The sequence below is a fragment of the Streptomyces sp. WAC 04229 genome (genome assembly GCF_003947455.1).
In the GTDB taxonomy this organism is placed as follows: domain Bacteria; phylum Actinomycetota; class Actinomycetes; order Streptomycetales; family Streptomycetaceae; genus Streptomyces.
This window is the reverse complement of sequence record NZ_QHJH01000061.1, coordinates 23450-37468: the sequence shown is the minus strand read 5'-3', so window position 1 is coordinate 37468 and position 14019 is coordinate 23450. Positions and strand designations below refer to the sequence as shown.

Genomic DNA, 14019 nt, shown 5'->3' with positions numbered 1-14019 from the left:
GCCCCCACCCGCCCCAGGAGTCTGACCGTGATCTCCGCCTCCGGCATCGAGCTGCGCGCCGGTGCCCGCGTCCTCATCGAAAGCGCCACCTTCCGCATCGCCAAGGGCGACCGCATCGGCCTGGTCGGCCGCAACGGCGCCGGCAAGACCACCCTCACCAAGGTGCTCGCCGGCGAGGGCCAGCCCGCGGCCGGCGCCGTCACCCGCTCCGGTGAGGTCGGCTACCTCCCGCAGGACCCGCGCACCGGCGACCTCGACGTGCTCGCCCGCGACCGCGTCCTCTCCGCCCGCGGCCTCGACGTACTGATCCGCAAGATGCGGGAGAACGAGCAGCGCATCGCCAACGGCCAGGGCGCCACCCGCGAGAAGGCGCTCAGGCAGTACGAGCGCCAGGAGACCGAGTTCCTCACCAAGGGCGGATACGCCGCCGAGGCCGAGGCCGCCACCATCGCCGCCGCGCTCAACCTGCCCGACCGGGTCCTCGGCCAGCCCCTGCACACCCTCTCCGGCGGTCAGCGCCGCCGGATCGAGCTGGCCCGGATCCTGTTCTCGGACGCCGACACCCTGCTGCTCGACGAGCCGACCAACCACCTCGACGCCGACTCGATCGTCTGGCTCCGCGACTACCTGAAGACCTACCGCGGCGGCTTCGTCGTGATCTCCCACGACGTCGACCTGGTCGAGACGGTCGTCAACAAGGTCTTCTACCTGGACGCCAACCGCTCCCAGATCGACGTCTACAACATGGGCTGGAAGCTCTACCAGCAGCAGCGCGAGGCCGACGAGAAGCGCCGCAAACGCGAGCGGCAGAACGCGGAGAAGAAGGCGTCCGCGCTGCATTCGCAGGCCGACAAGATGCGCGCCAAGGCCACCAAGACCGTCGCCGCGCAGAACATGGCCCGCCGGGCGGACAAGCTGCTGGCCGGTCTGGAGGCCGAGCGGAAGTCCGACAAGGTCGCCAAGCTGCGCTTCCCCGAACCGGCGCCCTGCGGCAAGACCCCGCTGACCGCCGAGGGCCTCTCGAAGTCGTACGGCTCCCTCGAGATCTTCACCGACGTCGACCTGGCCATCGACAAGGGCTCCCGGGTCGTCATCCTCGGCCTCAACGGCGCCGGCAAGACCACGCTGCTCAGGCTCCTCGGCGGCGTCGAGAAGCCCGACACCGGCCAGGTCGTCGAGGGCCACGGCCTCAAGCTCGGCTACTACGCCCAGGAGCACGAGACCCTCGACCCCGAGCGCACCGTCCTGGAGAACATGCGCTCCGCCAACCCCGACCTCGATCTGGTCGAGGTCCGCAAGACGCTGGGCTCGTTCCTGTTCTCCGGGGACGACGTGGACAAGCCCGCCGGGGTCCTGTCCGGCGGCGAGAAGACGCGCCTCGCGCTGGCCACCCTCGTGGTGTCCTCGGCGAACGTGCTGCTCCTCGACGAGCCCACCAACAACCTCGACCCGGCCAGCCGCGAGGAGATCCTCGGCGCGCTGCGCACCTACAAGGGCGCCGTCGTCCTGGTCACCCACGACGAGGGCGCCGTCGACGCCCTCCAGCCGGAACGGATCATTCTGCTTCCGGACGGCGTCGAGGACCTGTGGGGCGCCGACTACGCGGATCTCGTCGCCCTGGCTTGATCGAAAGGATGATCCACTGAGTATGGATCATTCGGCCGAGTCGTGATCCACCATCTGTGTGAGATCTCCTCATCAAGAGGTGCGTCCTACATCCAATTCGCGGCCGGACCCCCCCATTGCCGGGGGCCGGCCGCGACGCCTTTCTGACCTGGAATTACGCGCGGAAACCCGTTCGGCGGTACGGGCGCGAATCTCTGGAATTCTGTATTCCACATGTGGGGACACGCTCCTGTCGTCACATCCTTGACTCATCGACCTTGCCGAATGGGTGGCCAGGAGGCGCGGAAGGGGTGATCATGAGGAGACCAGAGCGCACTTCCTTGAGGAGGCACGGGTGGCCGAGACTCTGAAGAAGGGCAGCCGGGTTACCGGCGCCGCGCGCGACAAGCTCGCGGCAGACCTGAAGAAGAAGTACGACGCCGGTGCGAGCATCCGGGCGTTGGCCGAGGAAACCGGCCGCTCGTATGGCTTTGTGCACCGCATGCTCAGCGAGTCGGGCGTCACGCTCCGAGGGCGTGGCGGGGCTACCCGGGGCAAAAAGGCCACATCGGCCTGACACCCCGGTGGCCCCTCGACTCCGACAGTGAAGGTGGTCACCCGGTCGGTCGTCCGACCGTCCGGGTGGTTACTGTGCAGTCACTTAGCTCCGCCGTCACACGGCCTGCGGGCCGGCGTGCGGCGGGGACGACGACCGCACCTTTCGGAGGCGCCCCATGGCTTCGCCCGCCCACGACACCGGTCCCGCACTCGACCGGGACGGCGTGCGGCTCACCGTCGACGACGCGATCGCCACGGTGACGCTGACCAACCCCGCCAAGCGCAACGCGCAGAGCCCCGCTCTGTGGCGGGCGCTCGCCGAGGCCGGCCGGCTGCTGCCCGGTTCCGTCCGGGCCGTGGTGCTGCGGGCCGAGGGCAAGTCCTTCTCGGCCGGTCTCGACCGGCAGGCGTTCACGCCCGAGGGCTTCGACGGCGAACCGTCGTTCATCGACCTCGCGCGGGGCGGCGACGCCGAGCTGGACGACGCCATCGCCGAGTACCAGGAGGGATTCACCTGGTGGCGGCGCGGCGACATCCTGTCCGTCGCGGCCGTGCAGGGGCACGCCATCGGGGCGGGCTTCCAGCTGGCCCTCGCCTGTGACCTGCGGGTCGTCGCCGACGACGTGCAGTTCGCCATGCGCGAGACCAGCCTGGGCCTGGTGCCGGACCTGACCGGCACGCACCCCCTGGTCTCCCTCGTCGGCTACGCCCGCGCGCTGGAGATCTGCGCGACCGGGCGCTTCGTCATGGCCGAGGAGGCCGTGAACAGCGGCCTGGCCAACCTGGCCGTACCCGCGGACCAGCTCGACGGCGCCGTGCACGACCTGGTGTCGGCGGTCCTCGCCGCGCCGCGCGACGCGGTCGTCGAGACCAAGGTCCTGCTCCAGGGCGCCCAGCACCGCGACTACGAGACCCAGCGCACCGCGGAGCGGGCCGCCCAGGCACGCCGCCTGCGCGACCTGGCGGGGCTCGGGGAGTAGTCGGACGGGGCGCGGCGCGCGGTCGGCCCGGTGCCTCAGCCGACCGCCGTCACCACCACCGCCACCGACGGCCGGTCCGGCAGCGCCTCGGACACCGCCGCACGGACCCGCCGGGCCACCTCCACGGCCCGGTGGTCCGCCGCCACCGCCAGCTCCACCCGGACATGGCGGCGCGGCAGGGCACCCTCCCGCGCCGGTGGCTCCGTCACATGGACCGGACGGCCCAGTACGCCGGTCATCCGAACCACACCCGGCACCCCCAGCGCGGCCCGGGCGACGCGCCCTTCGTCCCCGTCATCGACGCCACCCCCGTCATCGTCGGCGGTGGCGTCGGCCGGCCCCGGCTCCGTTCCGTCGTCCGGCCGAGACCCCCGTGGCTCCTGCCCGCAAGCCGCGTCCGCGGGGGTGTCCAGCAGACCCGTCGCCCGCAGGTCCACGTCCGTCACCGCGAGCCCGAGCCCGTCGGCCGCCGCCTCCGCCAGCGCCGCCCGCAGCCGCGCGGCCGTCGCCGGCAGCGGCTCCGCGGCCGCCGCCGCACCGCCCACCGTCGCCGTGAAGTCGGCCGTCACCCGCAGCGGCCCGGGCGGCAGGGCGCCCAGCGGCGGCGGTACGGCCGGCTCCCGCACGTCCCTCGGGTCCGCGAGCCCGACGCGCAGAACGCCGGGGCACGCCCCGGCCACCTCCCGGGCCGCCGCCAGCAGCACCTCCCGCGCGGCACGTTCCGCGATCCACGCCCCGTCCCGGGGCCCGCCCAGCGGCAGCAGCCTGCCGAGCCCCAACCGCTCCCGCATCGTGCGCGTCCACCGGTCCGCCGTCGTCATTCCTCCACCCTGCCGCATCCGTGGCGCGCCGCGACCCAACCAGAACTACCGTGGTCGCAGGGACTACGACCGGAAGGGACGTACGGCCATGACCGACATGGAGAGCCACCGGGCCGGGCAGGACACGATCGAGACCCCCGGTGCGGGCAAGGGCCAGATCCGGCGCGGCGGTGAAGCCCCCGGGAGCCGGGGAAGGACCACCATCGCCGACGGCGTCGTCGAGAAGATCACCGGAATGGCGGCACGCGACGTCGCCGGTGTGCACGCCATGGGCAGCGGCATGTCACGCACCTTCGGCGCCGTACGCGACCGGGTGCCCGGCGGGACCAAGTCCGGTGTGACACGGGGAGTGAAGGCCGAGGTCGGGGAGAAGCAGACCGCCCTCGACCTGGAGATCGTCGTCGAGTACGGCGTGTCGATCGCGGACGTGGCGCGGGACGTGCGGGAGAACGTGGTGGCCGCGGTGGAGCGGATGACCGGCCTCGAGGTCGTCGAGGTCAACATCGCCGTCAGCGACGTGAAGCTCCCCGACGAGGAGGACGAGGAACCGGAGCCCCGGATCAAGTGACGTGGAGGACGAGGCAGCGGTGAACGAGGGGAGCGCACCATGAGCATGGCCGTGGTCGGCCTGATCGCCGGCATGGCGCTGGGGTTCGCCGGGTACTTCGGCGGATTCGGCGCCTTCCTGCTGGTGGCGGCCCTCGGCGCGGTCGGGTTCGTCGTCGGCCGCCTCCTGGAGGGCGACATGGAGCTGGGTGACTTCTTCCGCACCCGCGACGACCGGCGGCGGTGACCGGCGTGAGCGGTGGGGCCGGCGAGGTCCTGGAACCCCCGGCGGCCGTCGCGGCCGGCGAGCGCGGTGCCACGCGGATCGCCGACCGCGTGGTCGCCAAGGTCGCCGCCCAGGCGGCCCGCGAGGCGGTCGGTCCGCTCCATCCGGACGCCGCGCGCCCGCACGCGAGCGTGGCCGTCCACCACGACGTCGCGCACGTCCGGGTCCACCTCGAACTCGACTACCCGTGCGACATCGGCGCCCGCTGCGGTCAGGTGCGTCACCAAGTCGTGCAGCGGGTGAGGACGCTGGTGGGCATGGCGGTGCCGGAGGTCGCCGTCCAGGTGGAGCGGCTGCACCTGGCGCGGGAGTACGGCGCGAGGCGGGGGAGGACGCGATGAGCGAGTCCCGGGGCCCCGAGGCGGCCGAGGGCAGCACCCGGCGTCCGCCGGTCGTGGAACCCGGCCCCGAGCAGCCCGGTCCGCCCGCCGTGGAGAAGCACGTCCCCGACGCCCCGGAGAGCGGAACGGCCCACCGCTTCTGGTCCGCGCGCCGCGTCCCCGCCGGCATCGTCGCCCTCCTGGTCCTGCTCCTCGCGGGGGCCTTCCTCTACGACGTGGTCGCCGTCCGCACCGGCCGCGACGCCCTCGGCTGGCGCCGCGACCTTGCCCGGCAGCTCGATGAGCGCCCCCTCGACGACACGTGGGTACTGGTCGGCGCGGGGGTCGCCGCGGCCCTCGGGCTCTGGCTCCTGCTGCTGGCGCTCACCCCCGGCCTGCGCAGGGTGCTGCCGATGCGGCGCACCCACCCGGACGTACGCGCCGGACTGCACCGCGACGCGGCCGCCACCGTGCTGCGCGACCGGGCCATGGAGGTCGCCGGGGTGCAGTCGGCCCGGGTGCGGATGCGCCGCCGAAAGGCACGCGTGCGCGCGCTGTCGCACTTCCGTGAACTGGACGACGTACGGGCCGATCTGGACGGCGTGCTCGACGACGCGGTGCGCGGTCTCGGCCTGGCCCGCCCGCCTGCCGTGTCCCTGCGGGTGGCGCGTCCCGGCCGGAAGGGGTGAGGGCGGTGCTCAGGACCGTCGACCGTGTGCTGACCGGGCTCGTGGGCCTGGTCCTGCTCGCCCTCGGCGGCGCCGTGCTCGCCGTCGGGTTCGATCTCCCCGCGCCCTCGTGGTGGGTCCACCAGGGGCCGCACGACGTGCTGCTCAGTACCGCCGAGCGGACCCGCTGGCGGGACGCCGGCTGGTGGTGGCCGGTCGTCATCGCGGCGCTCGCCGTGCTGTTGCTGCTCGCCCTGTGGTGGCTGGTCGCGGTTCTGCGGCGCCGCCGGCTCACCGAGGTCCTCGTCGACACCGGGGACGGCGAGGCCGCGACGGTGCGCGGCCGGGCGCTGGAGGGCGTCCTCGCCGGGGAGGCGGACCGGGTGGACGGGGTGGAGCGGGCCGCGGTCCGGCTCACCGGACGCCGCGACGCCCCGAAGACCCGCGTCCGGCTGCTGCTGGCCCCCCACGTCGATCCCGGCACCGCCCTGCACGACCTCACCACCGGGGCCCTGACCCACGCCCGGGACTCGGCCGGCCTCCCGTCCCTCCCGGCGGAGGTCCAGCTCCGCGGCGTCAAGCACCACGCGGAACGCGTCAGCTGACCGACGCGTCCGGCCTGCCGACAGCACCGTCGCCGACAGCACCGGTGCCGCTTGCACCGGTGCTGCCAGAAGCGGCGGCGTCGCTAGAACCCGTGCCGCACCCCGCCGTCCACCGGCAGCATCACGCCGGTGAGGTACGACGCCGCCGGGGACAGCAGGAACGCCGCCGTGCGGCCGAACTCCTCCGGGGTGCCGTAGCGGCGCAGGGGGATGCGGGACTCGGCGGCCGCCCTGGTCGCCTCCGGGTCGGCGGACAGCCCGTCCAGCTCGCGTACGCGGTCGGTGTCGACGCGGCCCGGCAGCAGGCCGACGACGCGGATGCCGCGCGGGCCCAGCTCGTCGGCGAGGGACTTGGCGAAGCCGGCCAGCCCCGGCCGCAGGCCGTTGGAGATGGTCAGGCCCGGGATCGGCTCGTACACCGAGCCCGACAGCACGAACCCGACCACCCCGCCCTCCTCCAGCTCGGCCGCCGCACCCCGGGCCAGCCGCACCGCGCCGAGGAACACCGACTCGAACGCCGCCTGCCACTGGTCGTCCGTGTTGTCGGCGACGAACCCGGGCGGCGGCCCGCCCACGCTGATCAGTACGCCGTCGAAGCGGCCGAAGCGCTCACGCGCGGTCGCGATCAGCCGCTCGGGTGCCTGCGGGTCCGCGTTGTCCACGGCCATGCCCACCACGTCGGGGCCCAGCGCGGCCGCGGCCTGGGCGACGCTCTGCTCGTCCCGCCCGGTGACGACCACCTTCGCCCCGTCGGCGACCAGTTCGCGCGCGGCGGCGTTGCCCAGGCCCCGGGTGGCTCCCGTGACGACGTACACCCGGTCCTTCAGTCCAAGATCCATGGTCCTATCCTGCCCCTTCCTCCCCGAACAGGGCGAGGGCGGTGTTCACCAGGCCGACGTGACTGAACGCCTGCGGGAAGTTGCCGAGCTGGTGTCCGGCCGCCGGGTCGTACTCCTCGGCCAGCAGCCCGACGTCGTTGGTGAGCGCCACCAGCCGCTCGAACAGCTTCCGGGCCTCCTTCGTCCGGCCGGTCGCGTGCAGCGCGTCCGCGTACCAGAACGAGCACACGAGGAACGTCCCCTCGCTGCCCGGCAGCCCGTCGACGGGCTGCCCCTCGGTGCTGTAGCGGCGTACCAGGCCGTCCCGGGTCAGCTCAGCGCCGATCGCGTCGACCGTGCCGACCACCCGCGGGTCGTCCGCGGGCAGGAAGCCCACGCGCGGTACCAGCAGCAGCGAGGCGTCCAGCTCCCGCGAGCCGTAGGACTGGGTGAAGGTGTTGCGCTCCGGGTCGTACCCCTTCTCGCACACCTCGCGGTGCACCTCCTCGCGCAGCGCGCGCCAGGCCTCCAGGTCGCCGCCGCCCAGCTCGGGATGGTCCTCCAGCGTGCGCACCGCCCGGTCCAGGGCCACCCACGTCATCACCTTCGAGTGCACGAACTGCCGGCGTCCGCCGCGCACCTCCCAGAGCCCCTCGTCGGGCTCCCGCCACGCGGTGGCCAGGAAGTCCATCAGGGCGCACTGCAGCTCCCACATCTGCGGCCGCGGGTGCATGCCCGCCTGCCGGGCCAGCGACAGGGAGTCCATGACCTCGCCGTACACGTCCAACTGGAGCTGGTTCACCGCGTCGTTGCCGATCCGTACGGGGACGGCCCCGCCGAAGCCGGACAGCCACGGCAGCTCGAACTCCGGCAGCCGCCGCTCGCCCGCGAGGCCGTACATGATCTGGAGGTCGTCCGGGCTGCCCGCGACCGCGCGCAGCAGCCAGTCGCGCCATGCCTCGGCCTCCTCCAGGTACCCGGCCGACAGCAGGGCCCCCAGGGTGAGCGTGGAGTCGCGCAGCCAGCAGAAGCGGTAGTCCCAGTTGCGCACGCCGCCCGGCTCCTCGGGCAGCGAGGTGGTGGGGGCGGCCACGATGCCGCCGGTGGGCTGGTAGGTGAGTGCCTTCAGCGTGATCAGGGAACGGACCACGGCGTCCCGGTGCGGACCGTCGTAGCGGCATCGAGCAGCCCACTCCCGCCAGTCCTCGACACTGTGCTCCAGCGCGACGAACGGGTCGATCAGCGGCGGACGCTGTTCGTGCGAGGGGTGCCAGGTCAGCACGAACGCGACCTTCTCGCCCGCGGCGACCGTGAACTCCGAGTGCGTTCCGAAGTCCTCGCCCCAGCTGCGCACCTCGGGTTCGCTGCGCAGCCACGCCGAGTCCGGCCCGGCGACGGCCACCCGGTGCCCGTCGGACCTGCGCACCCACGGGACCACCGAGCCGTAGTCGAAGCGCAGCCGGAGCACGCTGTGCACCGTGACCTCGCCGCTCAGGCCCTCCACGACCCGGACCAGGTCCGGGGCGCGGTCCCGCTGGGGCATCAGGTCGGTGACCCGGACCGAACCGTCCTCGGTCTCCCACTCGGTGTCGAGGACGAGGGTGTCCGGCCGGTAGGCCCGCCGGGTGCAGCGCTCGGCGCCCTTGGGGGCGATGCGCCAGTGGCCGTTGTCCTCGTCGCCCAGGAGCCTGGCGAAGCAGGCCGCGGAGTCGAAGCGGGGGAGGCAGAGCCAGTCCACGGAACCGTCCGTGGAGACCAGGGCGGCGGTCTGCTGGTCGCCGATGAGCGCGTAGTCCTCGATGTCGGTGTGCACGGGAATCGTCTTCCCGACCGGGAGGGGCGCAATCGGCCCGCCGTCCGGCTACACCGCCGCGGGCTCCGCGGCCTCCTCGGTCTCGTCCTCGTCGCCCTCGCCGTCCTGGGAGGCCCGGTCCCGGACCTCGCGGCGGACCAGCACGAACCAGCCGATCGGCACGCCGGTGGCGAACAGCCACCACTGGACGGCGTACGCCATGTGGTTGCCGATGCTGTCGTGGTCGGGCTCCGCGATCAGCTCGGGGGCGTCGCCCGCGGGCTTCGGCTCGGTCATCTCGACGTAGCCGCCGAGGACCTGCTTGCCGAGGCGCTCCGCCTGCTGCTCGCTGTTGATGAGCATGACCTGGCGGTCGGGCAGGCCCGCGACGTTCTTGATGCCGCTGTCCTCGGTCGTCTGGTCGGGCATCAGCCGGCCGGTGACGGTGGTCTCGCCCGCCGGGGGCGCCGGGATCTCGGGGAAGGCGGTCTGGCTGGCGCCGTTCGAGGGGATCCAGCCCCGGTTGACCATCAGCACCTTGCCGTCGTCCAGCACGAACGGGGTGAGGACGTGGTAGCCGACGCGGTCGTCCGCGTTGGTGCGGCGGCGCACGACGACCTCCTCGGCGGTGTCGAAGTGCCCCTTGGCCGTCACGCGGCGGTAGAGGTCGTCGTCGCCGACCCGCGCCCCGGGGGAGGTCATGGTCTCGGCCGGTACGGGCCGGGCCGCCAGGGAGTCCGCGATCACCTTGTTCAGCGCGACCCTGTGCTCATGGCGGTGCAGCTGCCAGAAGCCCAGCTCGATCATCGTCGGGATGAGCGCGAGCGCCACGAGGGTGAGGATCACCCACTGGCGGGACAACAGGAACCGGTACACCCCACGACGGTACAACTCGGTCGTGGGGCGCGACGCGGCGGGTGGCGGCTTGCGCGGACCGGGGCTCAGACCTTGTCGACGATCCCCGCCCTCCCCTCCGCGCGGGCGCAGTGGGCGCCGCAGTACCAGTGGCCCTCGACCTCGACGCCCTGGCCGATGATCTGTACCCGGCAGTGCTCGCAGATGGGTGCCATCCGGTGGATCGCGCAGGAGAAGCAGTCGAAGACGTGCACCGCTCCCTGGGCGTGGACCTCGAAGGTCATTCCGTAGTTGTTGCCGCAGACTTCACATGTCGCCATGCGCCACAGGGTGGGCCGTCGGCGCCACGCGGGCGAGCGGACGCCGGGCGAGTCGCCGGGAATCACCCGTCCGTACGGCCCGTCGCGGCCCCCGTCACGACCCCGCCCCGGCCCCCGTCACGGGGCCGCGTCGGCCGCCTCGACGTCCGCGAGCAGCTGTCCGAACGCCGCCTCGTCCACCACCGGCGTGCCGTACTGCCGGGCCTTGACCACCTTGGAGGTGCCCGAGTCCGGGTCGTTGGTGACCAGCAGGCTGGTCAGCCGGGACAGGCTGGTGGCCACGTGCAGGCCGGCCTCGGTCGCCCGGTCCTCCAGCAGGTCCCGCTCCACGGAGGTGTCACCCGAGAAGGCGACCCGCATGCCCTGCTTGAGCCTTTTGCCCACTTCGTACCGGCCCGGGTTGGGGTACGGGCAGGCGGGCCTCTTGCGGGCGGGACGCCAGCTGTTCGGCCGGTAGGGACCGTGACCCGCCTGCTGCCCGATGCGGGGCGCGGGGCGGTCCGCCCACTCGGTCAGCGGCCGGCACTCGTGCAGCGGCAGCCGCACGCCCCCGGCCGCCGCCGCGGCCAGGCTCGGCCGGAAGGCCTCCGCCAGCACCCGCGCGTCGTCCAGCGCGTGGTGCGCCCGCTGCTGGACGACGCCGTAGTGGGCGGCCAGCGACTCCAGCTTGTGGTTGGGCAGGGGCAGGCGCAGCTCCTTGGAGAGCGCGATGGTGCACAGCCGTTGACGCACCGGCGCCTCGCGCCGCGCGCGGGCGTACTCGCGGGCGATCATCTGCCAGTCGAAGACCGCGTTGTGCGCGACGAGGACCCTCCCGTCGAGCCGGGCCGCGAACTCCTCGGCGACGTCGGGGAAGAGCGGCGCGTCCCGCAGTACGTCGCTCGTCAGACCGTGTATCCACACCGGACCCGGGTCCCGCTGCGGATTGACCAGCGTGTACCAGTGGTCCTCGACCTCGCCGCGCGCGTCCAGCCGGTACACGGCGGCGGAGATGATGCGGTCGTCGCGGGCCAGGCCGGTGGTCTCCACGTCGACGACCGCGTATCCCCGCGGATACGCGGCCGGCCAGGCAGTCGCGGACGGAGCCGCGGTCGTACGGTCTTCGAGCATGGTCACTGAGGATACGGGCCGGGACCGACACCGCGGTGCCGGAGGTGCCGCCCGCGACACCGGCGAAACGGTTCCTGCGTCAAGTTCTCCACCACCGGGCGGGGTTGCTCACCACCGGATCGGCACCGGAAGGGCCGTCAGGAGACCCGACACCGCGACCACCGCCCCCAGCGCGACGACCTCCGCGCGCGCGGGGGAGCAGGCCGTCAGCGGGTCCGCCGCGCGGCTCAGCCGGATCCTGGCCCACAGGGCGAGGGCGGCGACGGCGGCCACCAGGAGCACCTTGGCGAGCAGCACCCGCCCGTACGCCGTGTCCGTCAACTGGTCCACGAGAGTGCCCGGCTCCATCCGGCGCAGCGAACTGCACACCCCGGTCGCCGTGAGGGCGGCCAGCAGAACGGCCGCCACGCGCGCGTAGAGGCCGAGCAGCGCCGGACCCGCCTCGGCACCCCGCCACCGCCGCAGCGTCCGCAGGGCGTACAGCAGCCCGCCCGCCCACAGCGAGGCGCACGTCAGATGGACCAGGGTCAGACCGGAGCCGGTCAGCGGGCTGTACTCGGTCGCGGGGTGGGCGCGCAGCGCCTCCGCGACGATCACGGCGGCAAGCGGCCACACCTGGCTGCCGGGCCGGCGCGAGGCGGCGCACAGACCGGCCGCGAGGAACCCGTTGACCTCCAGCAGCGCGAGCTTGCCGTCCCGGGAGGCGTAGAGACCGCCCACGTCGATGTCGGCGGCGCCGTCCGGCACCAGGTTGCCCGTCGCCACGACCGACGCCAGCCCCAGGGCGGCGACGAAACCGGCCCCGGCCGCGTACGGCGACCAACTGCGGGGCCGCTCCGGGGGTGCGCCGGGCAGCGACCGGGCCAGCCGGTGCACGAACAGTTCGCCGAGCGGCACGCTCAGCGCGGCGAAGAGCACCGCGCGCAGCAGCGCGATGCCGCCGGTGCCCGGTGCCTCGGCCTCCCCCGTGCCGCGCAGGGCGGGGGAGGGGCCGAGGACCGGTATCAGCGCGGCCAGCGCCACCAGCGCGAGTACGGCCGCGGTCCGGCCGGTACCGGAAGGCGTCGCGTGCCGTCCGGTACCGGTGGTCCGGGATTTGGGTCGTATCGGGGTCACCCCAGGATCTTCACCAAGTCCCCAGATCCGGGCAAGTTCCCCGGTTCCTCCCTGCTACCGGCGCACCGCGTCCAGCGCGTCGGCCATGCCCCACCCGTAGAAGCCGTTGCGGTTCTTCGAGCCCTCGCACACCGCGTCGACCTTGCCGTCGCCGTCGATGTCGTACGGCTTGGTGCACGGCGTGGCGTCGGCCTGCGCGTACAGCAGCGCCTTGACCAGGGCCGGCGGGGCGTACGGGTGCGTCGACTTGATGAGCGCGGCGACGCCCGCGACGTGCGGCGAGGCCATCGACGTACCGGCCATGTAGCCCCACTTGCCGCCGGGCAGCGTGCCGAGGATCAGGCCGCTGGTGGCGGGCGGCGCCGGCGTCTGGTAGGCCGTCGAGTCACCGCCGGGGGCGGCGATGTCGATGACGCCCAGACCGTGGTTGGAGAACGACGACTTGAGGCCCTTCGCGCCGGTCGACGCGACCGTCACGACACCCGGCAGCTGGGTCGGGATGTCCAGGCACTCGGACGGGTCGACGGTGCGGTCGCCGGGCGTCGTGTCGTTCGGGGAGGACGGGTCGGTGATCTCGTCGGCGGAGAGGTCGTAGTTCTCGTTGCCCGCCGCGGCGACGTTGACCGCGCCCTTCTTCTCCGCGTACCGCGAGGCCCGGGTGACGGCCTCGACGAGCGCCTTCTGGTCCGGGTCGTCCTTGCAGTTGAAGTACCAGGGGTCGGTGTAATAGCTGTTGTTGGTCACGTCGACGCCGTGCTCGGCCGCCCACACGAAGCCGCAGACCACGGCCTCGGTGTAGAAGAAGCCGTCGGGGTTGGACACCTTGATGCCGGAGACCTTCACCCCGGGCGCCACACCGGTCATGCCGACACCGTTCTTGGCGGCGGCGATCTCACCGGCCACGTGCGTGCCGTGCGGGCTCTCCGCCGCACCCGGCCGCCAGGCGCCGTCGGTGGTGTCCGGCTTGCCCGAGACGCAGTTGACGGACGCGTCCCGGTCGAAGTTCGGGGCGATGTCCGGGTGGGTGTCGTCCACGCCGGTGTCGATGACGGCGACGGTCACCTTCTTGCTGCCCAGCGTCTTCTCGTGCGCCTTGTCCGCCTTGATGGCGGGCAGGTCCCACTGGAGGCCCTGCAGCGGGTCCTGGCCCTCGGCGGCCTCGGCGGCGGCGATCTCCTCGCCGCTGAGCACCTTCGGCGCGCCCGTGTCGGTCGTGGCGGCCGAGGGCAGCGGCGCGGTACGCGTGGCACCGGCCGACTGCACACCCCGCACCTTGCGGACGGACTTGGCGAAGTCCGGGTTCGCGGAGTGGACGACGACCACGCCGATCCGGTCGTACGACGTCACGATCGTGCCGCCGGCCTTGGCTATCGCCTTGCGCACGGACGCCGAAGGCCCGTGCCCGGGGGAGACGTTGACGACGTAGCTGAGCGAGGTCGCGTCCGCCGCGGAGGAGGGGGCGGCCTCCGCCGCGACGGCCGGGCTGCCCGGCAGGAACGCCAGCGAGGCGGCCACGGCCAGGCCGGCCGGGATCGCGAGGGCGCGGCGGTGACGGGCGAGAGGTGCTGTCATGTGCGGTGTCTCCAGTTCGTTGCTGAAACCGGTGCGTGACGGGAAGG

At 73.3% G+C, this 14019-nt stretch carries 16 protein-coding genes; 8 read left to right on the top strand and 8 right to left on the bottom strand.

The features are described 5' to 3' along the window. Positions 1-27: 27 nt before the first annotated feature. The 3 genes from DMH12_RS18520 to DMH12_RS18510 all read left to right on the top strand — a co-directional run bounded on the left by DMH12_RS18520 (position 28) and on the right by DMH12_RS18510 (position 3143). Positions 28-1626: an ABC-F family ATP-binding cassette domain-containing protein gene (locus DMH12_RS18520; protein ID WP_125492662.1), complete on the top strand. Its 1599-nt coding sequence runs from the start codon at positions 28-30 to the stop codon at positions 1624-1626. A 334-nt stretch (positions 1627-1960) separates the two neighbouring features. Then, on the top strand, positions 1961-2182 hold the full coding sequence (locus DMH12_RS18515) for a helix-turn-helix domain-containing protein (RefSeq protein WP_003976983.1): 222 nt from the start codon (positions 1961-1963) through the stop codon (positions 2180-2182). A gap of 157 nt (positions 2183-2339) precedes the next feature. Next, complete coding sequence (locus DMH12_RS18510; protein WP_125492661.1) at positions 2340-3143, top strand: enoyl-CoA hydratase/isomerase family protein; 804 nt, start codon at positions 2340-2342, stop codon at positions 3141-3143. 35 nt (positions 3144-3178) lie between these two features. Here DMH12_RS18510 and DMH12_RS18505 read toward each other — a convergent pair whose 3' ends face one another. Then, complete coding sequence (locus tag DMH12_RS18505) at positions 3179-3964, bottom strand: nucleopolyhedrovirus P10 family protein (protein ID WP_125492660.1); 786 nt, start codon at positions 3962-3964, stop codon at positions 3179-3181. A gap of 88 nt (positions 3965-4052) precedes the next feature. Here DMH12_RS18505 and DMH12_RS18500 point away from each other — a divergent pair, with 88 nt between their 5' ends. The 5 genes from DMH12_RS18500 to amaP are packed head-to-tail and all read left to right on the top strand — an operon-like array spanning position 4053 to position 6389. After that, positions 4053-4532 carry an Asp23/Gls24 family envelope stress response protein gene (locus tag DMH12_RS18500; RefSeq protein WP_125492659.1) on the top strand — a complete coding sequence of 160 codons (480 nt, stop codon included), beginning with the start codon at positions 4053-4055 and terminating at the stop codon, positions 4530-4532. A gap of 39 nt (positions 4533-4571) precedes the next feature. Further along, positions 4572-4757: a hypothetical protein gene (locus DMH12_RS18495; RefSeq protein ID WP_122614781.1), complete on the top strand. Its 186-nt coding sequence runs from the start codon at positions 4572-4574 to the stop codon at positions 4755-4757. Next, a complete protein-coding gene (locus tag DMH12_RS18490) occupies positions 4754-5137 on the top strand; it encodes a hypothetical protein (protein ID WP_125492658.1) in 384 nt (127 codons plus the stop codon). Before DMH12_RS18495 ends, DMH12_RS18490 begins: the two co-directional genes overlap by 4 nt. Next, on the top strand, positions 5134-5805 hold the full coding sequence (locus tag DMH12_RS18485; RefSeq protein WP_125492657.1) for a DUF6286 domain-containing protein: 672 nt from the start codon (positions 5134-5136) through the stop codon (positions 5803-5805). Before DMH12_RS18490 ends, DMH12_RS18485 begins: the two co-directional genes overlap by 4 nt. Beyond that, positions 5802-6389: an alkaline shock response membrane anchor protein AmaP gene (gene amaP, locus DMH12_RS18480; protein WP_125492656.1), complete on the top strand. Its 588-nt coding sequence runs from the start codon at positions 5802-5804 to the stop codon at positions 6387-6389. Before DMH12_RS18485 ends, amaP begins: the two co-directional genes overlap by 4 nt. 83 nt (positions 6390-6472) lie before the next feature. On the opposite strand, the gene DMH12_RS18475 is transcribed toward amaP, so the two are convergent. The 7 genes from DMH12_RS18475 to DMH12_RS18445 form a co-directional block, all read right to left on the bottom strand. After that, positions 6473-7228 carry an SDR family oxidoreductase gene (locus tag DMH12_RS18475; protein ID WP_125492655.1) on the bottom strand — a complete coding sequence of 252 codons (756 nt, stop codon included), beginning with the start codon at positions 7226-7228 and terminating at the stop codon, positions 6473-6475. 4 nt (positions 7229-7232) lie between these two features. Further along, complete coding sequence (locus tag DMH12_RS18470; RefSeq protein ID WP_125492654.1) at positions 7233-9020, bottom strand: glycoside hydrolase family 15 protein; 1788 nt, start codon at positions 9018-9020, stop codon at positions 7233-7235. A 48-nt stretch (positions 9021-9068) separates the two neighbouring features. Next, on the bottom strand, positions 9069-9875 hold the full coding sequence (locus DMH12_RS18465) for an SURF1 family protein (protein WP_125492653.1): 807 nt from the start codon (positions 9873-9875) through the stop codon (positions 9069-9071). 65 nt (positions 9876-9940) lie between these two features. Then, positions 9941-10174: a hypothetical protein gene (locus DMH12_RS18460; protein WP_071528763.1), complete on the bottom strand. Its 234-nt coding sequence runs from the start codon at positions 10172-10174 to the stop codon at positions 9941-9943. A 117-nt stretch (positions 10175-10291) separates the two neighbouring features. Then, positions 10292-11284: a DEDDh family exonuclease gene (locus DMH12_RS18455; protein ID WP_125492652.1), complete on the bottom strand. Its 993-nt coding sequence runs from the start codon at positions 11282-11284 to the stop codon at positions 10292-10294. A 108-nt stretch (positions 11285-11392) separates the two neighbouring features. Next, on the bottom strand, positions 11393-12400 hold the full coding sequence (locus tag DMH12_RS18450) for a CopD family protein (protein ID WP_125492651.1): 1008 nt from the start codon (positions 12398-12400) through the stop codon (positions 11393-11395). A 54-nt stretch (positions 12401-12454) separates the two neighbouring features. Further along, positions 12455-13972, bottom strand: a complete 1518-nt coding sequence (locus tag DMH12_RS18445) for a S8 family serine peptidase (protein WP_125492650.1) — start codon at positions 13970-13972, stop codon at positions 12455-12457. Positions 13973-14019 lie beyond the last annotated feature (47 nt).